The organism is Psychrobacter pocilloporae (assembly GCF_029872915.1).
Classification (GTDB): Bacteria; Pseudomonadota; Gammaproteobacteria; order Pseudomonadales; family Moraxellaceae; genus Psychrobacter; species Psychrobacter pacificensis.
On the sequence record NZ_PGFT01000001.1, the window covers coordinates 706,651 to 728,103 of the forward strand.

Here is a 21,453-nt window from a genome sequence, read left to right on the forward strand (position 1 = left end):
CTAGCCTATGGGTTAGCGTCTTTTTTTTGAGATAAATCGTTGGCCTACCAATCACATATCAAAAATCTTACCACGATTCATGATGTTGTTTGGATCAAACACCTTTTTCACCTCACGCAAGTAATCGATCTCAGTCTCACTGCGGCTGTATTGCAGATACGGCTTCTTCGTCATACCCACCCCATGCTCAGCCGAGACCGACCCACCATATTTTTGTACCGTCTCAAACACGTATTTATTGACAATTTGACACTCGGCAAAGAAATCATCCTTACTCATGTTCTCAGGCTTTAAGATATTCAAATGCAAATTACCATCGCCGATATGACCAAACCAGCACACCTCAAAGTCAGGATAATTGCTACTGACAATCGCATCAATCTCAGCGATAAACTCCGGTACATAGCTGATGAGTACCGACACATCGTTCTTATAAGGGGTAAACACCGAGATCGTCTCTGAGATGTACTCGCGTAGCTTCCACAGCTCTGCCGCCTGACTAAGGCTTTGGCTCATCACCCCATCAACCACCCAGCCCTCTTCCATGCACTGCTCAAAGATGGCCATGGCTTTTTCCATGATGGGCTCATAAGGCGCTTCAAACTCTAATAAGGTATAAAACTTGGTACGTGATTCAAACGGCTCTTGTACTTGACCATGTGCCATGAGCTTATCAACCGCTACATCATCAAAGAATTCAAAGGCAGTCAAATCAATCTGGGCTTGAAAGGCAGAGAGCACATTCATGACGTCACTAAAGTTGTCCATACCCAGAACCATGACATTGAGGTCTTGTGGCTGACGCTCAAGTTTGATTTGCGCGTGAGTGACAAGACCAAGGGTACCTTCAGCACCGATAAACAGTTGACGCAAGTCGTAACCAGTGGCGTTTTTGACCATACCGCGGTTGAGGTGCAAGATATCCCCTTTACCCGTAACGACCGTTAGTCCCATGATCCATTGACGGGTCATGCCATAGCGGATGACTTTGATGCCGCCCGCATTGGTACCGATGTTACCACCCATTTGACTAGAGCCTGCTGAGGCAAAGTCGACAGGATAGTAGAGATCTTTTGATTCGGCGAACTGTTGTAGCTGTTCGGTGACAACGCCTGCTTCAATCTCGACCATGCGGTCCGCTGGATAGAACTGTCCAATCTGGTTCATTTTATCCATGCTGACGACGATCTCGCCATTGGCAGCAACCGCGCCTGCTGAGAGTCCGGTACGACCACCACTAGGGGTAAGGACGACGTTATGCTCATTAGCCAGTAGGATGATGGCTTGGACTTGTTCGGTGGTCTTTGGGAAGACGATGGCGGCGGCGGCGGGGGCGAAGTGTTTGGTCCAGTCTTTGCCCCAGTGCTCTAAGCTCTCTGCGTCGGTTTTGATTTGGGTAAGGTCGAATTGATGGGTGTCAGTCAGTGAGCTTAGGATCGTTTGCACAGCGTTGGTATGGGCTTGGGAGGTGGACTGTTCGGTAGTTAGCGTCATGGTCAAATCTCAATATTAGCGTAAGCACGATGTTGGGACTGTTTATTATATAGCGAAATGACTATAAATTCAGTGAGGAGTCGGCTCGTGATGGCAATAAGTGGGTGATAGTTTCTAAATAAAAAATGAGACAAATAATAAAAAGTGGTTTGTTTGATTTCAAACCGAATGATTCACTATAGCATAAAAATTTTTCAGGCTTGATAATCAATAATTCATCTAATCTGCTAACATCGGCGTCAAATTTTGTGTAAGATATCTGGACTGTTTTCGTTTCATCCATCACAGATTATCCGACAGATAATCTTATAAAACAAATATAGGACAGTTCTCATATGGCGTTATCACTACAAAAAGACAAAATCCGGTTTTTATTGCTTGAAGGTCTACATGACAATGCCCTAAAAGTATTGGAGGGTGCTGGTTATCACAACATCGAGAATATCAGTCACGCGTTAGACAAAGAAGAGCTGATCGAAAAGATCAAAGATGCTCACTTTATCGGTATTCGTTCGCGTACTCAATTGACGCGCGATGTACTTGAGCATGCGCATAAGCTTATCGGCATTGGGTGCTTTTGTATTGGTACCAACCAAGTCGATCTAGATGCCGCTCGTGACTTAGGTATTCCTGTCTTTAACGCGCCATTCTCGAACACCCGTTCGGTAGCTGAGCTGGTATTGGCTGAAGCGATTATGCTGTATCGCGGTATCCCTGAAAAGAACGCAACCGTACATCGCGGCGGCTGGGGTAAGTCTGCGACTAACTCGCATGAAGTGCGCGGCAAGACGATCGGTATCGTCGGTTATGGTTCTATCGGCTCGCAGTTGTCTGTGCTCGCAGAAAGCTTTGGTATGAAAGTCATCTATCATGATGCTGTGACCAAATTGCCACTAGGTAATGCGGTACAAGTTGGTAGCCTAGAAGAGTTACTATCAATGGCTGATATCGTGACATTGCATGTGCCTGATGTGCCAAGCACGCGCTATATGATGAAAGCTGAGCAGTTCGCTCAGATGAAAGAAGGCAGCTACTTTATCAATGCGGCTCGCGGTACGTGTGTCGAGATTAATGATCTGGCGGATGCGCTTGAGTCTGGTAAAATTTTGGGCGCGGCTATCGATGTGTTCCCAAAAGAGCCAAAATCAGCTGACGAAGAGTTTGAATCACCACTACGTAAGTTTGATAATGTGATTTTGACGCCGCATATCGGTGGGTCAACACAAGAAGCGCAAGCTAATATCGGCCTTGAAGTCGCTGATAAGTTTGTTAGATACTCTGACCAAGGTGATACGGCGACGGCGGTGAACTTCCCAGAAGTTTCTATTCCGTTCAAAGAAAACTCGCATCGTCTGCTACACATTCATAGAAACGTACCAGGCGTACTGTCTCAGATCAACCGTCTGTTTGCAGAAGCAGGGATTAACATTCTAGCACAGAGCCTGATGACAGAAGGCGATGTCGGTTATCTAGTCATGGACGTTGACTACAACGATTCGACTGCTGCACTCGATCAATTAAAAGATGTAGAAGAGACTATCCGCGTACGTATCTTATTCTAATATAGTCAATCTGCTTTTAAATTGGATTAACTATATCAGTGCTAATAGTTTTGATACGCATTGAAGATTTATCACAAAAAAAGAGAGGCTCTATTGATTAGAGCCTCTCTTTTTTTTACTTCTGTGTTATTGTACTAATGCTAGGTTTAATTGGCTTTAGCGTTGTTTACCGCTTCTGCTTGCAGACGCGCTTCAATCTTGGCCGCTTTGCGTTTTTCTATGACATCCATCACGTCACTACCGATATGGGCTTCACCGCGTTTTTTGGCCAATTGCATTTGATGCTCGCGCTCACGGAAACGTGCTTTTTGCTCATCGGTCGCTTTGTCGATGCAATGAGGGCATGACTCGCCTTTGATATAGGCTGGGCTCTGCATGTCATCGCTAGTGATGGGCATACGGCAGGCAAAACACTGCTCATAATTACCTTTTTCTAAGTTGTGATTGACCGATACACGGTTGTCAAAGACAAAGCAATCACCTTGCCACATAGAGTCACTGGCTGGGATTTCTTCTAGGTATTTTAGGATACCACCTTCTAAATGGTAGACCTCTTCAAACCCTTGCTCGCGCAAATAGGCAGTTGACTTCTCGCAGCGGATACCACCTGTACAAAACATGGCGACTTTTTTATGCTTGGCTGGATCGAGCTCTTTTGATACGTACTCTGGAAACTCGCGGAAGGTTTCAGTGTTTGGATTGACGGCATTTTGGAACGTACCGATTTGCACTTCATAATCGTTACGTGTGTCGATGAGAGTCACTTCAGGATCTGAGATCAATGCATTCCATTCGCTCGGCTTTACATAGCGACCGACCGATTGTAGTGGGTCGATGTTTTCTACGCCCATGGTGACAATTTCTTTTTTTAGCTTTACCTTAGTACGGTAAAACGGCTGCGCATCGGTATAAGACTCTTTAAAGGTAAAAGTACCAATCGCTTCGATATTGCGTAGGTAGTCAAGGATGGTATCGATACCCTGACGCGTACCAGAAATCGTACCGTTAATGCCTTCGCTTGCCAGCAATAAAGTGCCTTTGACATCGTTATCTAGCATGGTATTCAAAATCGGCTCGCGATACTGCTCAAAGTCAGTAAAGCGTGTGAATTTATAAAGTGCGGCAACAACGATATTGTTGGTTTCACTGTCGTAGGTGGGGGCTGATTGATTGTCAGTTATCACGGTTTCTTTGATATTACTATCTTGAGTGGTGCTCATGTGTTTCTCCTGCTGGCTAGGTCGCAAACCTAGTGCGTTGGGTTTAAAGTATCTTTTTAGTTTAAAGCATTAACAAAATTGTGGGATTGATGAATGCGCGCGTAGTGTAGCAAATTTTGTGTGGGTTTTGAATAGTTTAGGTCGCTCAGCTTGATAGGAGCTGAAATAATAAATATTTTGATTATAAGATAAAAACAAGAAATCCAGCTCAAAGGCTGGATTTTTTATTCGCTAAAATACATAGCTATGGAGTTACTTACTCTGGAACCAGCGATCCGCTTGGTTGCGTGCATTGGCGATGTCTGAGCTTGATAAGTTCAATGCCAACTGTCCAATTTTGCCGCGCGCCTTGTTACGGACTTTTTCGTCGAGCATGCCATCACGGGCAGCCAAGTCATACCATTTATAGGCATCTACCAGATTTTTTTGTTTTTCATCTAACAATGCAAGTGTATAGCTGGCACGGTTGTCGCCACGCATCGCGGCTTTCTCTAGCCAAAGACGCGCTTGCTGCAAGTTAGGTTGTACGCCTTCACCGCGTAAATACATAATAGCAAGGTTTAACTGAGCAGGAGCAACGCCTTGTTGAGCGGCTTTGGTGTACCACTGGATAGCTTGCTGGGTGTTTTGAGCGATACCTTCGCCTTTTTGCAAACGCTTGGCTAGATAAAACTGAGCATGATCGTTACCTTGGGCAGCACGGTTAGACAGCTCGCTCACAGGCATCAGCTCAAAGCGTGAAGTATCAAGCGGTACGTTTGATATTAACTCAGCATTGGCCAAACCAGCACAAGAAAATAAGGCAGTAAACAATGCGGCTTTTAATAATTTCATAGCAGCTCCAAAATTAGGCAGTTAATACGCAAGAAAATTGTACCGCTAAACATCGTCTCGCTAAAGACAGTTAGACGGCGATAACAATTAGGTGACATCTTGCGAGATGAATTACCTAATCATCAGCAATAGAGTTTTTAATTTTGTATCATCGATTTAACCCAACTAATTAGACAAACGGTCGTAATAGTGGGATAACTGACAACATTTTGTTAGCTTAACACCCAAACTTACGAAACTCAAATACTAATTACAAGATTTAATAGCTGCTTATACCTGATTGTCCTTAGTAAAATCATAGAGTTACTATAAGACAATCATTAGTTAACAATTTGCTAAGATAAAAGGTTCAGCAATAACAGTCATTTTATCCTTTTGAGCAAAAATTAAATATCTGACATTACTTCGTTTTTTTCTTTGTCACTCGATAGATAGCGACATCTGCGAGTAGATTGGGTGCCTGTCTAATTAACGCCGTCATCAGTGGGGAATGACCTTTATCAGAGTCGCTTACCGCAAAGCGATTAACGATATGAATATCATGCTGCGCACACAGTTGCTCAAAGTCTTTAAACGTACATAGATGAATATTGGGGGTGTTGTACCATTCATAAGGCAGTGCCTCAGACACCGGCATCATCCCTTTAAGCCCTAAATGAAGACGGTTTTGCCAATGGGCAAAGTTAGGGAATGTGATGATCGCCTCTCGGGCGACGCGTAGCATATCAAGCAGCAGCACATCAGGGGATTTTACCGCTTGTAGCGCGCGTGCCATGACCACGGTATCAAAGCTGTTATCGGCAAAGCGTGCCAAGCCATCGTTTAGGTCTTGCTCAACAATCGATAAGCCGTTGCCAATGGCTTCGTTGATTTTGTCTTCATCAATTTCAAGCCCGTATCCAGTGACGCCTAACTTCTGCTGTAAGTGCGCGAGCAGCTCGCCATTACCGCAGCCCAAATCAAGTACATGTGCTTGCGGTGCGATCCAGCGCTCTGCCAGTTGGTGATCCATTCTCATGAGCGCTCTCCTGTGGCTGGGCGGCTAGGGGTAATAAATGGCGCTGTCAAAAATCCTCTAACAGCACCCATGTAGCGAGGAATATCAAATAAAAAAGAGTCATGGCCATGCGGCGCATCAATATTAATATAGCTAACAGGTTTGCCAGTAGCCATCAGCGCATCGACAATTTCTTGCGAGCGTTCTGGGGCAAAGCGCCAATCGGTGGTGAATGACACAACCAAGTACTGGCACTGTGTATGGGCGAATGCCGCTTTGAGCGCAGAAAGCTCTTGCTGGCGATCAGACTCAATGTCTTCAATCGTCGCTACCGCATCTTCTAACTCGTTCTGCGCATTGGCTTTGCTAGACTCGACTGACGCCGCGATAGAGTTTTCTAATGGGACGGCCGACTCTGTATTGTCTTTTGCTACCGCTGATGAGTAGTCACGTGTCGGGTCGAAATAATCTAATGCCTTGGTCATGAGCAGATAAGTATTGGCATCAAAGTTTTCACTAAAGCGCTCACCTTGATAGCGCAGATAGCTCTCAACCTGAAACTCGACATCGTAGCCGTACATAAACTTGCCAGATTTTAAGTCACGACCAAACTTGGCTTTCATCGCGTCATCAGTCAAATAGGTAATATGACCGACCATCCGTGCCAAGATCAGGCCGCGACGAGGGTAGGTACCAGCTTGTATGTAGCGTCCATCCTTAAAATCAGGATCGGACAATATCGATTGGCGTGCGACTTCGTTAAAAGCAATATTTTGCGCAGATAGCTTCGGTGTACTCGCAATCACCACACAGCGTTTTAGCCTGTCTGGATAATCGACAGACCATTGCAGCGCTTGCATACCGCCCATCGAGCCGCCAACGATAGCATGCCATACGTCAATGCCCAGACGATCTGAGAGCATGGCTTGGGTTTTTACCCAGTCTTTAATCGTGATGAGCGGAAAGTCAGGGCCATAGACTTGTGGCTCATTACTGTTATTTGCACTGCTATCGCTTGAATCGATACTGTCATCCGAACTAATGCTATCGGGATTAATAGTTGTTGGCCCTGTTGAGCCAAAACAGCTACCGATATTGTTGACGCACACCACATAAAAGCGATTGGTATCGATGGCTTTGTTCGGACCAATCATATTGTCCCACCAGCCCGCTTTTTTGTCATCAACGCTATGAAACCCTGCCGCGTGATGGTTACCCGATAACGCATGACAAATCAAAATCGCATTTGATTTATCGCTATTGAGCGTGCCGTAAGTCTCTACCATCAAGTCAAACGAGGGCAGAGTACGGTTACATTCCAAGGTCAATGGCTCGGCAAAATGGAATTTCTGTGGCGTAACCACACCCACAGATCCAGCAGCAGTATTGGCTGAGCTGTTTACGTGAGTTTGAGAATTAGGGGACTGGTCACTGGTATTATCAGAGCGTGCGTTCAAAGCTACCTCGCAAGACAACAATCATCAATAAAATAAAAGTAAAATGGCAAAATTTTAATGGGCTACTTTACTTACACCATTTTTATAAACTGGGCTTGCCTATTGTATGGTGATGCGCGTAGGAGTACAACCGCCGAGCAGGTCTTTTAAACGCCGTTTTATCGCGTTAAATAATAAAGGGTAAATGATAGAAGGCTGGCGACTGCGTAGCAAATTGTACAAGTGCGCTTTTGCCATGCGTGATTCATGGATAAAATGCTACACTAATGCGGTGTTTGCACAAAGGTGTATGAGCAATCTGGTACCTTTATGATGACACGACTTCTAATAACTTACTGCTGATAAATAGTGCTGCTATGAAACCTGAATTGCCTCCACGTATTGCTGTCCTGTTAGTCAACCTTGGTACGCCAGATGAGCCGACGGCACCTGCCGTACGACGTTATCTCAAACAGTTTTTGTCAGATCCGCGAGTGATCGAGATTCCCAAGTTTTTGTGGGCCATTATCTTAAATTTGTTTGTCCTGCCAAGTCGTCCTAAGCGCGTGGCAAAGGCTTACGCGAGCATTTGGGAAGGGGATTCACCGATTCGTAAGATATTAAAAAGCCAAGTTGAGCTATTAGAGCCGCGTTTGGCCAATAGCGTGGCGCCATTTCGCGTCTCTGTGCATCCTGCGATGAGCTATGGTAATCCTGGATTGCCTGATGTGATGGATGCACTGCGCGCAGAAGGCGTGGATCACTTTGTCATTCTGCCTTTGTTCCCGCAGTACTCAGCCTCTTCAGGTGGCGCGGTATATGATGCGCTGACAAAATGGACACTTAAGCAGCGCAACTTGCCAAACTATACCATTGTTAAAGACTACTTTGCCCATCCGCTATACATTCAGGCGCTAGCCAATTCTATCCGCCGTTTCCAAGAGAAACATGGTAAGCCTGAGAAGTTAATGTTCAGCTTTCACGGCATTCCGCAGCCTTATGCAGATAAAGGCGACCCCTATCCTAAGCGTTGCAAATGTACCGCTGCGCAAGTGGCACATGCACTTGGTTTAAAAGACGATGAATGGATCATCAGCTTCCAGTCGCGCTTTGGTAAGCAAGAGTGGGTAAAGCCGTATACTGATGTGGTATTAGAAGATTGGGGCAAATCTGGTGTGCGCTCAGTACAAGTGATTAGCCCTGCATTCTCAGCGGATTGTCTTGAGACGCTAGAGGAGTTGGCCATTGAAAACCGCGATAATTTTTTGGAGGCAGGCGGGCAAGAGTATCACTATATCCCTGCGCTAAACCTCGATGAGACACACATTGAATTGCTCGAAGCGTTGAGCTTGCCTCTTGTAAAAGGCTGGGCTGGCACACTTGATGGATGGGTTTAATCGGCTGAAAATATCTATTACTGTTAGTTAAATGATAAGTCATAAAAAAGCACGCTTAACGATATTAAGCGTGCTTTTTCGCTCTAAAGGGCTATATTAGCCGCGGTGCTAATTTCTAAAAATCATCGTCATTGCTGCGTTCTGCGGCATCTCTATCAGCAATATCCATTGTATCTGGATAATCATTATCATCAAGATTGTCTTGCACCAAAATCTCATCCACACGCGACTCATCAAGGTTTTGACGATGCATAGGTGTTAATCCTTGCGTAGCAGCACTACCGACTTCTGAATTATCAAACCCTGCACTATTATCAATCACATCATCATTGTCGATAGTGTGCAGCATCGGATTGTCTAAATCGACCAACTGATTGTCTTGGTTATCGGTGCTGTCATTATTGTCGCGGCGATTGCCATCGATATGATCCATCTCTTCTGGTAGTGGATTCTTTGTGTTTTCCATAAGTCATTCCTTGTTGTAATTATTAGCAGTAAAGTCATTATAAGGGCTTATAAAAGCGCTGCTTATAGCGACATTGATAATCTGTCCATAAGTTTGTACGGTTATCGGGATTTTCACTAGTAGTAAGGTGTGACAGGATGTTCAAAAAATGTAAGGCGATTGCCAAAATGCAAAACGGCCACTCATATGGAGCAGCCGCTTGTCATTATAAGGTCGTTTATAGTTTTCTTATGATGTCAGTATAGAGAGAGCATGATAATGATTGTACTAATGATTGACATGCTTGAGCTCATAGTTTAATTTCTGCACAAGACATGATTCATAATCAGCCAGTTTGAATCGCCATAAATACGTCAAGGCAATACCATAGATGACAGTCTCAGCCAACTCTTCGACAACTTCACCAAATGTAGGCGGGAACATAATGGCGTTCTCGCCCATATATTGAATGATTGCCAGCGCGGTAACGATGAGGTAGAGCGAGACCGGCACATTCTTTAATACTGCCCATAGGTAGTGCCTCGAATAAGCTAATAGGCCAAGCGCGACGAGATAGATAACGGTCAGCACACTGTCTTCCCACCAATCATAAGAGTGATTTAAAAACGAGAAATCGCTCGGAACCAACAAATCTGGTAGATAGTTTAGCTCGCGACGAATGACGGTAAAAAATACAAGTGCGGCTGCCAACCAAAAGGCCTGAATGTGTTTGATATGACTTTTTATCATGTACTGTGTGCAACGCAGTAAACAGACAAATAGCAAGATCATACCAGGAATTTCAATAATGCCATCTGAACTCAAAATAACTGGCTCCTGCGTATCAAAAAAATGTGTCAAAAACAAAAAAGTGAGCCCGTAGGCTCACTCTAAACCAAAAAACATCTAACGAAATATGCATAATCTACTATGACGCTATTATAACCCAATATGGTAATAATAACGTCATAGAATATAACCAAGTAGTCATAAGTGGTTGTTTATATAGATGATACAGTGGGTTTCAAAACCCATCATAACCCATAATATCTTTAAGCTCGCTAGCGTTCTAAGTTGACCAAATCAATGATTAATGCGCCTCATCCCAGTTTTGACCGCTATCAGTCTCAACCAGTAACGGTACAGCAAAGTCGACATGCCAGCCTTTATCTACGGCCGTAGTCGTCAAGACATCTTGCATGGCATCGGTAATCAATTGGCTAACCGCGTCTACCTTATCGGCATCCACTTCAAACACCAGTTCATCATGGACTTGCAGCAGCATTTTGGCTTGATCTTTTGGCAATACCTTATCAACGGCAATCATGGCAAGCTTAATCAAATCAGCGGCAGATCCTTGTAGCGGCGCGTTGATTGCGGCACGCTCAGCGCCTTGCTTGACCATACGATTGCTATGATTGATATCAGGGGTATAGAGTTTACGGCCTAATATCGTCTCGACATAGCCTTGCTCGTACGCGCTAGCACGCGTATTAATCATATAGTTTTTGACACCCGGATAGCGCTCAAAGTACATATCGATATAGTCTTGCGCTTCACCGCGGCTCATCTGTAATTGCTTGGCAAGTCCAAAGGCACTCATCCCGTATAGCAGACCAAAGTTAATGGCTTTGGCATTACGGCGTTCAGTTGGGGTAACGTCCGCAACATCCTTGCCAAGCACTTCAGCAGCAGTCGAAGCATGAATATCTAGGCCTTCGTTAAAGGCATGCGTCAAGTTCTTATCACCTGAGAAATGCGCCATGAGACGAAGCTCGATTTGTGAATAATCCGCGGCCAAGATTACGCGACCTTCTGGGGCGATAAAGGCTTGGCGAATCAGGCGGCCAGTCGCCGTACGAATGGGAATATTTTGTAAGTTAGGATCAGTTGATGACAGACGGCCAGTACTGGTCAGTGCTTGATGGTAACTGGTATGCACGCGGTCGGTCTCAGCATCTGCAACATTATCGAGTGCATCGGTATAAGTGCTTTTTAGCTTAGACAGCCCGCGATACTCTAAGGTGATATCGACTAATGGGTGATCGATTTTTGATAGGACGGCTTCACCAGTCGAGTATTGACCAGATTTGGTTTTTTTGCCGCCCGGCACGCCAAGCTTGTCAAACAGCATCTCACCAAGCTGCTTCGGTGATCCTAAGTTAAACTCTTCGCCAGCCACTTCATAAGCACGTTTTTCTAGGGCGATGATTTCTTCATCAAAGCGTTTTGATAGCTCGTTTAAGAAAGAGCGTTTGATGAGAATACCATGTGCCTCCATTTGGCAAAGTATCTCTGCCGTTGGAATCTCGAGCTCGTGTAGCAATTTGGCATTATTGGTATCATTTGCCAGCTCAACGCTGAACACGTCAAATAACTGATAAGTAATATCAGCGTCTTCACAAGCATAGTCACTGGCGATATCGATAGCCACTTGGTCAAAGGTGACTTGCTTCGCGCCTTTACCTGCGACTTCCTCAAAGCTAATGGTCTGCGTTTGCAGATAATGGCGTGCCAAATCGTCCATACCGTGTCGAGTCGCTGCCGCATTGATGACGTAGCTTGCCAGCATGGTATCCATCGCCCAGTTATTTGGCTGCTCATGTATCGCACCGACTAAGTCAATATCATAGTGAGCAAGGATATGCGCATCATACTTTAGATGCTGTCCGATTTTACCGATATTTGGATTCTCTAACACAGGCTTTAAGCGCGCCAGTACGGTATCGCGGTCGAGTTGTTTCGCTGTTAGCTCATCACCTTCTAAGCGGTGGGTGAGCGGAATATAATAGGCTTCATGCGCTTGCACCGCAAAAGACAGCCCGACGATTTGCGCCTCGCGCCAATGAACACTGGTGGTTTCGGTATCAATGACAAAGTGCGGCGCTGCTTCTAATAATTCGACCAAGCTATCAAATGCTGGCTCATCGAGCACAGTGTGCCACGCTTTATCTTGATGGTTACTGCCCGTCATATTATCAGTGTTGGTCGATTGCAGTGATTTGGCAACTTGCGCTTGTGACTCAGCATTGGCTTGGCTATCAGCGACACTTTGCGCGCCATTCGCAGGGTGGTTTGGATGATCAAGAGATGCCAGCTCATTTCTAAATTCAAGCTCGGTATATAGGGCGCGAAGCTCCTCTATATGCGCACAAGGGTCGGTATTTATTTTTAAGTCGTTCCAGTCTTGGCCGATTTCCAAATTGGTGACGATGGTAGCAAGCTTTCTGTTAAAAGGAATGTCATCGGCATGTTCGATCAAACCTTTTGCGCCGCGGCCTTTGATAAAGCCAATGTGCTTGAGCATGTTGTCGATGTCACCATACTCAACCAACAAGTCTTTGGCGGTCTTTTTACCGATACCTGGCACGCCTTTGATACCGTCAGAGCTGTCGCCCATAAGCGTCAAAAAATCAATCATTTGGTTTGGGTTAATGCCGAACTTATCGATTACCGCTGGTGTATCCGTGACTTTACCAGTAAAGCTGTCTTCTAAGATGACGCAATCATTAACCAACTGCATCATGTCTTTATCACCCGTTGAGATGACCACATGGTGACCTTGCTCGACAGCACGATAGGCAAGTGTACCGATGATATCATCGGCCTCTGCACCCTCAATACGTAATAGCGGAATACCCAAGGCGCTAACCAAACGATGAATATAAGGAATTTGCTCTACCAGTTCTATATCGATAGGCGGACGAGCGGCCTTATAGTCAGACGACATATGATGGCGAAAAGTCGGTGACTTGGTATCGAAGCATACAGCCATATGAGTAGGGTGATAACGACGCATCAGTTTTAGCAGCGCATTCAAGGTACCGCGAATCGCATTGGTGATTAGACCCTGCGAGTTTTGCATGGTCTTTGGGAGGGCATGATAGGTGCGAAACAGATAATACGAGCCGTCGACTAAGATAAAGGGCGGCTGATCTTTGTCTACATGACTGGTATCCATCAGCGCGACGTTAGGCATGTCGTCAAAATTCGGTAAGGTTTTAGGATCGAGTGCTTGATGGGAGTTGTGGTCGTGATCGGCGGTATTGTCAGCTATATTATCAGTCATAAAAGTCACTTATCAGCTATTAGATAAAAATATGTCCTTATTATAACGATAAAAACAGTGCGTGCCGAACTGCTTAACCGTTACGAGATGTTCTGGCAGTTTTATTTTTACACCAAAATTTCAAACAAAAAAAGAACCCAGACCAGCTGAGTTCTTCTATAATTAACGTATTTTTAATTAACTACTTTCTTAATTAATCATTGATAATGAGTCTCATAATGCGTTACTTTACTTCTGAGGTGACTTCAACATCGATATTGCCGCGTGTGGCTTTAGAATATGGGCACACTTGGTGCGCTTTCTCGACCAACTGTTGAAACTCGTCAGCTGACAATTCTGTATTTTCACCAATGACATGAATTTTAGCAGCCAGTTTATAGTCATGGCCTTCGCCTTGAAGCAAATCTACTTCAATTGAAGTGGTTGAATCAAACTTTGCTTTTTCCATTTGCTTAACAGCTGCAAGGGCGCCATCAAAGCAGGCACTGTATCCCATGGCAAATAGCTGTTCTGGGTTATTGCCCTCTTTTCCAGAGCCTGGTGGTACCATGTTTATAGTCAGGTCATTGTCACTTAAGCTTGCTGAACCTGCACGGCCGCCAGTAACAGTCGCTTTGGTTGAATATAAAGTTTTCATAACACATCCTTTGTTTTGGTTTTTAGATTTTCGTGGTAAAGCCAAATAACCAACCTAGGATAACAAATCATTAAAACAGCTCAGTAAGTCGGTAGTAAATCTTTACGACAAGTTTGTAAATATGACTTTTGGAGCTCTCTACAGTAGCAATACCTGCTGGTGCTAATAAACAAAATGACCAAAGCCATGTGGTTGGTCATATTAATATCATCAAATTGGGTGATAAAAAATCTAAATCATAAGGACATTGTTCGATGAATAGAGTGGTTGCGATATCTGGTGTTTTCTTCTGGACAATGCTTGCGCTCATAGGCTGTGAAGTAGATGACGCCAGTTATGGTTCTGATAGCGACAATATTACGTTGACGAGCTTTGCCAATAGTTACGATAGTAAGGCCAACGATACTGCCATTGCACGCATCGATGAGACCTATCGTACAGGCGCACGCGAGATCAAAACCACCAATCTCATCAACAGTTATAGCAACCAGAGTCTCAATGATTTAGACAGAACCATATTGGCAGATAATTTCGAAGGTCGACTCGAAAACAAAGACATCGAAGTCAATGGTCGCACGGTCAAGCGTCCTATTTATGAAAAAAACAGTAATAACAAACTGGACTATCAAACCACCTATCAAACACTGAACTTGTCGGGCTTAACGACCCGCAGTTATAGCGCGGGCACGAGTATTGAAGAGCGCCGCGGTATTCTCACCGATTTGAGCAACTACTCAGAAATTCCATCCGATGTTGCTTTCCCTGAAGGCTCCGTTTGTTACATTCCAGTCGTGACAAGCGAGCGCTCATTTTTGGCTTTCAATGACAAAAATAAGACAGGCTATTCGTCATTGGAGAAATGGATCGAAGCTGCTAAACAACGCTTTAGTGACGACAGAGATCATATGACCTCTCAGTTTGGTGTTGGTATAGCAAATAAGCAAAAAGCGGCGCAAGTGATGTTCTTTGAATACAAAAATCAACCTGCCTATGAATATAGTGGTGTTGAATATGGGAAGGATATTTATGAGGCAAATTATGTTGCCAAAGGTAGCACCGATCCAAATATAGATAGCCGCTTTGGCGTGGTAGATTGTACGCTTGTCAATGAGGTCGCAGGAGACTTTATAACGGAGCAAATCAAGCGCTATTATTAAAATCAAGCAAGCCCTACGCTGACGGTTAAAAATTTTGTTAACACGCTTTGTCTGACTGATAGAGCGTGTTTTTTGTGCGTGAACTCTGCACCCTAACGCGAAATCGGCTACAATACGCTCATTATTGATTTTATTTATTTAGATTAACTTCTAAATGACACAACTGTTGAAGCTGAAAACTATGAGCGTAGATCCAAAAAAACTAACCAAAGAAGTGGCCAAGCGCCGCACCTTTGCCATTATCTCGCATCCCGATGCTGGTAAAACCACCATGACTGAAAAGCTGTTGTTATGGGGACAAGCGATTCAGGTCGTAGGCGAAGTCAAAGGCCGTAAGACCGATCGTCATGCCACCTCAGATTGGATGAGTATGGAGCAAGAGCGTGGTATCTCAATCACCACGTCTGTCATGCAGTTTCCGTACAAAGACCACATGGTCAACCTACTAGACACCCCAGGTCACGCCGACTTTAGTGAAGATACCTATCGTACGTTGACTGCCGTGGATAGCGCACTGATGATGGTCGATGGCGCAAAAGGTGTCGAAGAACGAACCATCAAGCTGATGGAAGTTTGTCGCATGCGCGATACGCCAATCATTTCGTTCGTCAACAAGCTCGATCGCCAGATTCGTGAGCCGCTTGAGCTACTGAGTGAAATCGAAGCGGTACTAAAGATTAAATGCGTGCCCGTCACGTGGCCGATTGGTATGGGACAGGATTTTGTTGGAGTGTATCACCTTGCAGAAAACAAAACCTACTTATACGAGAAAGGCAATGGCGGCAAGATGACCGTCTCTGAGACCCGCGAAGGCTATGATTATCCTGATATACGCGAGCGTCTAGGTCAGCTGATGTTTGATGCTTTTGAGGAGTCACTCGAGCTGGTACAGATGGCGCTAGAAGAGTTCGATGTAGAGGCGTTTTTGGCAGGTGAGATGACGCCAGTTTTATTTGGCACGGCATTGGGTAACTTTGGTGTCAATATGGTACTCGATACCTTGGTCAAATACGCGCCACCACCAAAAGCCCATCCAACGACTGAGCGTAAAGTATCAGCAACCGAGACCGATTTCACAGGTTTTGTTTTTAAGATCCAGGCAAATATGGATCCACGTCACCGTGACCGCATCGCCTTCTTGCGCGTGTGCTCTGGCAAGTACGAGAAGGGCATGAAAATGAAGCACGTGCGTCTGGGTAAAGACGTTCGTATTGCCGATGCCTTGACCTTTTTGGCAGGCGACCGTGAAGCATTAGAAGAGGCGTATCCGGGCGATATTATTGGTTTGCATAACCACGGAACGATCTCTATCGGTGATAGCTTCACTGAAGGCGAGGAGCTGAGCTTTACCGGTATTCCTCATTTTGCTCCTGAATTGTTCCGCCGCGTGGTACTAAAAGATCCGCTTAAATCAAAAGCCCTGCAAAAAGGACTACAGCAATTAAGTGAAGAGGGTGCCACGCAGGTATTTATGCCGCAAATCAATAATGATTTGGTCTTGGGCGCGGTTGGGGTGTTACAGTTTGAAGTGGTCGCGCATCGTCTCAAAGAAGAATACAAAGTGCAATGTACCTTTGAGCCAGTATCGATTGCCACTGTACGCTGGATTCACTGCGATGATGACGTGGCTTTGGCAAAGTTCAAGAAAAAAGCCCATGACCAGTTATCAATCGATGGTGGTGGTTATCTGACTTATCTTGCGCCATCACGGGTCAACTTACAATTGATGCAAGATCGTTATCCAGAGATCACCTTTAGCAGCACGCGTGAGCATTAAGATTATTTGTATCAAATATACCTGCATCGCTTATTGTTCAATGATTAAGACACGCTAGCCGTGTCTTTTTTATTGTCCGTTATTTATGCGGCAAATGAGTCAAGAGAGGTTTTGAGTGATTATAGTTAAGTCTAAATAAAAACGATACAGGATAATAAATTCATTTGATTAAACGCTATTTTTCTTGCTTGCTGTGACTACGTCTCCAGAGGCTGCGCAAAATAGCGTGTAATCTTATTGTATCGATTTTATAGTGAACCGACTATAGCAACACTTCAAAAACACAAACAGTGTTCCTACAATACAGCGTCATTGTTACGGTAGAATGTATTACAACATTTTATATTTATAAAAGAGGATGCATGAAAGCTATGGTTCAATCTCATCTTAATAGGTTCACGCTGACGCATATTTCTTTAGGCAGAGTAGGGCGTACACGGCGAATTGGTCTCTTAGCAAGCGGTTTACTGATGGGTGCCGCTAGTCTGTCCGCAAATGCAGGTAGCCTTATCAGCTCAGCAGAGTATCTCGATTATCAGTTACCAGAAAAAATTCAAAAGATGTGTACTGAGCGTGATAATTGCCCAGAAATTGAGATTAAATACCTTAAGACAAATCATGGTTGGATAGATAAGACAGTCAATGCACGTATTGATAATTTGGTGGTGAATAGCAAGCCAACTGAGTCAGCACCTATTAAGACGAAAAGCAGCCAGGAAGACGTAACTGCTGCGATTAATGACTTTGCGACATCGCAGTTTCAAGATATGCCTGAAGAGGTTTCGTGGGCTTATAGCTTGATGGTGACGCCTGATTACTTGGGTCACGTCAATAACTTTGAGCTGTTCGAAATCAACTCCTACGTCTTTACTGGTGGTGCACACGGCATGCCTTATAGCGAGTATCTAACGTTTGATCTGACCACCAAAAAACAAGTCACTCTTGATGACATGCTGATCAAAGGCAAAAAGCCTCGTTTTGAAGCACTCGCGCATGATGCGTATAAAGCATGGGTAAAGACCGTCGCTGATGATGTCAGTAGCTATGAGAAAAGCTGGCCGTTTATGTTGAGCGACAATGTGACCTTGACAGAGACAGGGATTAACATTCGGTATCAGCACTATTCTATCGGTCCATACGCCTACGGTATGCCGGTATTGAGCATTCCGTATAGCCAGCTTGATAAGGTCATCAAGCCTCACTTTATACCAAAATAGATCAAGCACATGACCACTAATTATGCTCTCTATCATAGAGTGATCAGTGAATAAAAATTGACAGTAATTTGCTTAAAATCGTTTGAAAATTAATAGAAAAAATAAGGAGTAACAAGATGACGGATAATACAGATAGTGTGAGCACGGCAGCACAAGCCAGCACATGGCAATTAAATGCATTAACAGAGGCACTGGGCGATCTGACACTGACAGTCGAGGATAGCTTGTCTGTAGGTCGCGGCGGTGACAATGATGTGGTACTCGGCAGCAAGCAAGTATCTCGCAATCATGCCATTCTAAGCATACTTGATGGTCAGTTATACGTAAAAGACTTAGACTCTTCTAACGGTACCTTTATCAATGATCGACGTATCGCGGGCAACGAATCAAACCTTCTACAGGCTGAGGATACGCTTGGATTTGCAAGCTTTAGCTTTCAGGTACAAGCGCCTGTCGCTGCTACAGCAGATGGGACACTAGAGCCAGTCATAAAGGACGATACAGTAAGTAGTGTCAGTGATGAGACTGCCCCAGCAGAAACTACTGAGAATTTGCATGATGAATATATCATCGAAGAGCATATCGTCAGCGAGCCAATCGTAAAGCAAACGAATATTGAAGAGATTTTACCCACTGCAGAGGATGCAGAGAGTCCATCTGTCGATACTACTTCAAACACCGTAGTAGATTCAGCAAGTGCGCCTGTAGTTGACAGAGCGGAAGTGGCTGAACCAGCGCCTCAAGAGCCAGTAGTTAAAGAGACTGGTATTGAGGATGTCTTGTCGGCTGCACAAAGTGCTACGCCTGCATCGATTGAAACAGCACCAGAAGAGTCAGAGCCTGTATCTGAAACGCCTGTATCTGAAACGCCTGTATCAGCGGCGACTGAGTCAACTGTAACGGAGTCAGAAGCTGTGACGACTGCAGAGCCGTTGACCCCAACAGTATCTACTGATGATGAACCATCAGTATCGCAGCCAACAGTAAGTGAAGAACCTGTAGTAAATGAAAAACCAGTAGTAAGTGAAGAGCACGACAAAACGACAAAGACTGAATTACAAGAAGAAGCCGATCCTGATGTCTTAAAAGCCAAGCAAGCAGCGACCGCGCAGTTTTCGGGTACGGCAAATTTAGGGCGGGATCATGATCTTGGCACCCAAGGCAATAATGCCATGGATCAAGAAATCAGTAATCCAGCTCATACAGGACAAGTAGAGAAAAAATCTAGCGGTGGTTGGTTTATATGGGTATTTGCTGTCATTTTGATTATTGGCTTGGCATTATGGCTATTTAACATGGGCGTTATGTAGGGACATCGATCCGTAGTTTGAATACGAGCGTTTATCCATAGCTATCCTGATTGATAAGCAGTCCGTTAGCTCAGTTAGTTTATGAAGGTTGAGGCCTGAACTTAACTGCTGTATGAATCGTCATTCAGACAAACTGCTTTTTATAGCGCTAACATTCAAATACGGTGTTGGCGCTATATTTTATGGTTCAGTCCACTGTTTTATTTTTTGCCATTCTGCTGCTAAGAGAGCGTTACTATGATGACTTTCCAAGAATATCAAGCGTTTAAAGATCGGGGTTTTAGTCATGCACCCTTAGTCAAAAAACGTTTGATGGATGCACAGACGCCAGTGTCTGTGTTTTCCAAAGTACGTGATTTAAACGGCTCTGCATATTTGTTTGAGTCTGTGGTAGGCGGTGAGCGCTGGGCAAGATACTCGATGATCGGCTTGGGTAGTGATCTTATTTTACAGTACGCTGATGGCAATATGACTACCAAGCGGAACGATCATATCGATACAGCAGCAGTAGAGAATCCTTTTGATTATATCCGTCAGTTGATGGTGCAGTATCGAATGCCGACTTCTGAAGATGTGCCCACCATGCCAAGTTTTAGCGGCGGCCTAGTCGGTTACTTTGGTTACGACATGGTACGTATCATTGAGCCTAGTGTGGGCCTATCTGACGCACCCAATCCAATGTCAATGCCAGATATGTGGCTGATGCTTTCCATGAGTGTCATTGTTTTTGATAATTTAGAAAATACCTTATCGATCATCGTCTATGCTGACTGTCAAACCGAGGAGGGCTACAGCTTAGCTATCCGTGAGTTGGAAAAAATCGAAGAGAAGTTGGCAGAACCGTCCAATTTGTCCGCGCCAGTGATGCCCACACCAAAATTTATCTCGCAAACCGGTATGGAAAAGTACTGCAGCGACGTTAAGAAAATAAAAGACTATATCGCAGCAGGCGACGTCATGCAGGTGGTTCCAGCACAGCGGTTGACGGCAGATTACACAGGCGACTCTCTAGCCGTCTATCGTGCATTACGCTATCTAAATCCATCGCCGTATCTGTTTTTGGTGCATGGCTATACGCTTGATGATCACAAACGCTTTGATATCATTGGCGCTTCTCCTGAAATCCTGTCCCGTATCGAAAACGGTAAAGTCACCGTACGGCCACTAGCAGGGACGCGCAAGCGTGGTCAGAATGAAGCGGAGGATCTGGCACTTGAACAAGAGCTGCTCACTGATGAAAAAGAGACTGCCGAGCACTTAATGCTTATTGATTTGGGTCGCAATGATATCGGCCGTGTTTGTGAATATGGCAGTGTCAAAGTTACAGACAAGATGTTTATTGAGCGCTACTCACAAGTCATGCACATCGCGTCCAATGTGGAGGGTATGATAAGGTCTGATAAAGACGCGCTAGATGTATTTTGTGCCACGTTTCCAGCGGGTACACTATCAGGCGCGCCCAAGATTCGCGCGATGCAAATCATTGATGAGATAGAGCCAGTACGTCGGACAGTATTTGGTGGTTCAGTGGGCTATCTAGGTTGGAATGGCAATATGGATACCGCCATTGCTATTCGTACAGCAGTGATGCGCCGCGGTGAAATCCATATCCAAGCAGGCGCAGGTGTTGTTGCTGATTCTGTGCCAGAAGCGGAGTGGGATGAAACCAATAAAAAAGCATTGGCGTTGGTCAAAGCGGTAAAAATGGCCTGTAATGGACTACGCATTCGCTAGTTATATAGCCAGCTATGCAGCGCATATAATCACAACAGATCAGAAGAGCAATTACGTTGTTATTTTTCTATCAAAAAAATAACAACGTAATCAGTAGCTTGAATATTATTATTAAAATAATAAAAAAAAAGATAAAAAAGGGCTTGCGCATCTCAAAATATTTGATA

16 protein-coding genes are annotated in these 21,453 nt (G+C 44.6%); 7 read left to right on the forward strand and 9 right to left on the reverse strand.

Translation table 11 applies throughout. The features are described 5' to 3' along the window. Positions 1 to 51: 51 nt before the first annotated feature. Positions 52 to 1,494 carry an FAD-binding oxidoreductase gene (locus tag CUR83_RS03090; RefSeq protein WP_284719058.1) on the reverse strand — a complete coding sequence of 481 codons (1,443 nt, stop codon included), beginning with the start codon at positions 1,492 to 1,494 and terminating at the stop codon, positions 52 to 54. Between the two features lie 335 nt (positions 1,495 to 1,829). On the opposite strand from CUR83_RS03090, the gene serA reads away from it, so the two are divergent. Then, positions 1,830 to 3,056: a phosphoglycerate dehydrogenase gene (gene serA / locus CUR83_RS03095; protein WP_284719059.1), complete on the forward strand. Its 1,227-nt coding sequence runs from the start codon at positions 1,830 to 1,832 to the stop codon at positions 3,054 to 3,056. A 146-nt stretch (positions 3,057 to 3,202) separates the two neighbouring features. On the opposite strand, the gene trhO is transcribed toward serA, so the two are convergent. From trhO to metX, 4 genes are all read right to left on the reverse strand, one after another. Further along, positions 3,203 to 4,276, reverse strand: a complete 1,074-nt coding sequence (trhO, locus tag CUR83_RS03100; RefSeq protein ID WP_284719060.1) for an oxygen-dependent tRNA uridine(34) hydroxylase TrhO — start codon at positions 4,274 to 4,276, stop codon at positions 3,203 to 3,205. Positions 4,277 to 4,528: 252 nt separating this feature from the next. Continuing rightward, positions 4,529 to 5,110 carry a tetratricopeptide repeat protein gene (locus CUR83_RS03105; protein WP_071002268.1) on the reverse strand — a complete coding sequence of 194 codons (582 nt, stop codon included), beginning with the start codon at positions 5,108 to 5,110 and terminating at the stop codon, positions 4,529 to 4,531. A gap of 400 nt (positions 5,111 to 5,510) precedes the next feature. Further along, positions 5,511 to 6,128: a methionine biosynthesis protein MetW gene (metW, locus tag CUR83_RS03110; protein ID WP_075107829.1), complete on the reverse strand. Its 618-nt coding sequence runs from the start codon at positions 6,126 to 6,128 to the stop codon at positions 5,511 to 5,513. Next, a complete protein-coding gene (metX, locus tag CUR83_RS03115; protein WP_284719803.1) occupies positions 6,125 to 7,477 on the reverse strand; it encodes a homoserine O-acetyltransferase MetX in 1,353 nt (450 codons plus the stop codon). Before metX ends, metW begins: the two co-directional genes overlap by 4 nt. A 443-nt stretch (positions 7,478 to 7,920) precedes the next feature. On the opposite strand from metX, the gene hemH reads away from it, so the two are divergent. Beyond that, complete coding sequence (hemH, locus tag CUR83_RS03120; RefSeq protein ID WP_058025767.1) at positions 7,921 to 8,940, forward strand: ferrochelatase; 1,020 nt, start codon at positions 7,921 to 7,923, stop codon at positions 8,938 to 8,940. 115 nt (positions 8,941 to 9,055) lie between these two features. On the opposite strand, the gene CUR83_RS03125 is transcribed toward hemH, so the two are convergent. The 4 genes from CUR83_RS03125 to CUR83_RS03140 all read right to left on the reverse strand — a co-directional run bounded on the left by CUR83_RS03125 (position 9,056) and on the right by CUR83_RS03140 (position 14,091). Then, complete coding sequence (locus CUR83_RS03125) at positions 9,056 to 9,406, reverse strand: hypothetical protein (protein WP_071002267.1); 351 nt, start codon at positions 9,404 to 9,406, stop codon at positions 9,056 to 9,058. A 267-nt stretch (positions 9,407 to 9,673) separates the two neighbouring features. Next, positions 9,674 to 10,135: a hypothetical protein gene (locus CUR83_RS03130; RefSeq protein WP_284719061.1), complete on the reverse strand. Its 462-nt coding sequence runs from the start codon at positions 10,133 to 10,135 to the stop codon at positions 9,674 to 9,676. Between the two features lie 340 nt (positions 10,136 to 10,475). Continuing rightward, positions 10,476 to 13,454, reverse strand: coding sequence for a DNA polymerase I (gene polA, locus CUR83_RS03135; RefSeq protein ID WP_071002266.1), 2,979 nt, complete (start codon positions 13,452 to 13,454; stop codon positions 10,476 to 10,478). A gap of 223 nt (positions 13,455 to 13,677) precedes the next feature. Then, positions 13,678 to 14,091: an organic hydroperoxide resistance protein gene (locus CUR83_RS03140; RefSeq protein ID WP_071002265.1), complete on the reverse strand. Its 414-nt coding sequence runs from the start codon at positions 14,089 to 14,091 to the stop codon at positions 13,678 to 13,680. Positions 14,092 to 14,345: 254 nt separating this feature from the next. Here CUR83_RS03140 and CUR83_RS03145 point away from each other — a divergent pair, with 254 nt between their 5' ends. From CUR83_RS03145 to trpE, 5 genes are all read left to right on the forward strand, one after another. Next, complete coding sequence (locus CUR83_RS03145; protein ID WP_240365926.1) at positions 14,346 to 15,248, forward strand: hypothetical protein; 903 nt, start codon at positions 14,346 to 14,348, stop codon at positions 15,246 to 15,248. Between the two features lie 181 nt (positions 15,249 to 15,429). Next, positions 15,430 to 17,025 (forward strand): peptide chain release factor 3, encoded by a 1,596-nt coding sequence (locus CUR83_RS03150; protein ID WP_252962625.1) that lies wholly within the window; start codon positions 15,430 to 15,432, stop codon positions 17,023 to 17,025. A 362-nt stretch (positions 17,026 to 17,387) separates the two neighbouring features. Beyond that, positions 17,388 to 18,242: a DUF3298 and DUF4163 domain-containing protein gene (locus CUR83_RS03155; RefSeq protein ID WP_083328872.1), complete on the forward strand. Its 855-nt coding sequence runs from the start codon at positions 17,388 to 17,390 to the stop codon at positions 18,240 to 18,242. 116 nt (positions 18,243 to 18,358) lie between these two features. Continuing rightward, complete coding sequence (locus CUR83_RS03160; protein ID WP_284719062.1) at positions 18,359 to 19,552, forward strand: FHA domain-containing protein; 1,194 nt, start codon at positions 18,359 to 18,361, stop codon at positions 19,550 to 19,552. 237 nt (positions 19,553 to 19,789) lie between these two features. Continuing rightward, positions 19,790 to 21,286 (forward strand): anthranilate synthase component I, encoded by a 1,497-nt coding sequence (gene trpE, locus CUR83_RS03165; RefSeq protein WP_071002262.1) that lies wholly within the window; start codon positions 19,790 to 19,792, stop codon positions 21,284 to 21,286. Positions 21,287 to 21,453: the final 167 nt, after the last annotated feature.

What these genes read in the sequence shown, in the direction of transcription:
- CUR83_RS03090 (WP_284719058.1), bottom strand. Translation starts at nt 1,494, where the DNA reads ATGACGCTAACTACCGAACAGTCCACCTCCCAAGCCCATACCAACGCT.
- serA (WP_284719059.1), top strand. Translation starts at nt 1,830, where the DNA reads ATGGCGTTATCACTACAAAAAGACAAAATCCGGTTTTTATTGCTTGAA.
- trhO (WP_284719060.1), bottom strand. Translation starts at nt 4,276, where the DNA reads ATGAGCACCACTCAAGATAGTAATATCAAAGAAACCGTGATAACTGAC.
- CUR83_RS03105 (WP_071002268.1), bottom strand. Translation starts at nt 5,110, where the DNA reads ATGAAATTATTAAAAGCCGCATTGTTTACTGCCTTATTTTCTTGTGCT.
- metW (WP_075107829.1), bottom strand. Translation starts at nt 6,128, where the DNA reads ATGAGAATGGATCACCAACTGGCAGAGCGCTGGATCGCACCGCAAGCA.
- hemH (WP_058025767.1), top strand. Translation starts at nt 7,921, where the DNA reads ATGAAACCTGAATTGCCTCCACGTATTGCTGTCCTGTTAGTCAACCTT.
- CUR83_RS03125 (WP_071002267.1), bottom strand. Translation starts at nt 9,406, where the DNA reads ATGGAAAACACAAAGAATCCACTACCAGAAGAGATGGATCATATCGAT.
- CUR83_RS03130 (WP_284719061.1), bottom strand. Translation starts at nt 10,135, where the DNA reads ATGATAAAAAGTCATATCAAACACATTCAGGCCTTTTGGTTGGCAGCC.
- polA (WP_071002266.1), bottom strand. Translation starts at nt 13,454, where the DNA reads ATGACTGATAATATAGCTGACAATACCGCCGATCACGACCACAACTCC.
- CUR83_RS03140 (WP_071002265.1), bottom strand. Translation starts at nt 14,091, where the DNA reads ATGAAAACTTTATATTCAACCAAAGCGACTGTTACTGGCGGCCGTGCA.
- CUR83_RS03145 (WP_240365926.1), top strand. Translation starts at nt 14,346, where the DNA reads ATGAATAGAGTGGTTGCGATATCTGGTGTTTTCTTCTGGACAATGCTT.
- CUR83_RS03150 (WP_252962625.1), top strand. Translation starts at nt 15,430, where the DNA reads ATGAGCGTAGATCCAAAAAAACTAACCAAAGAAGTGGCCAAGCGCCGC.
- CUR83_RS03155 (WP_083328872.1), top strand. Translation starts at nt 17,388, where the DNA reads ATGAAAGCTATGGTTCAATCTCATCTTAATAGGTTCACGCTGACGCAT.
- CUR83_RS03160 (WP_284719062.1), top strand. Translation starts at nt 18,359, where the DNA reads ATGACGGATAATACAGATAGTGTGAGCACGGCAGCACAAGCCAGCACA.
- trpE (WP_071002262.1), top strand. Translation starts at nt 19,790, where the DNA reads ATGATGACTTTCCAAGAATATCAAGCGTTTAAAGATCGGGGTTTTAGT.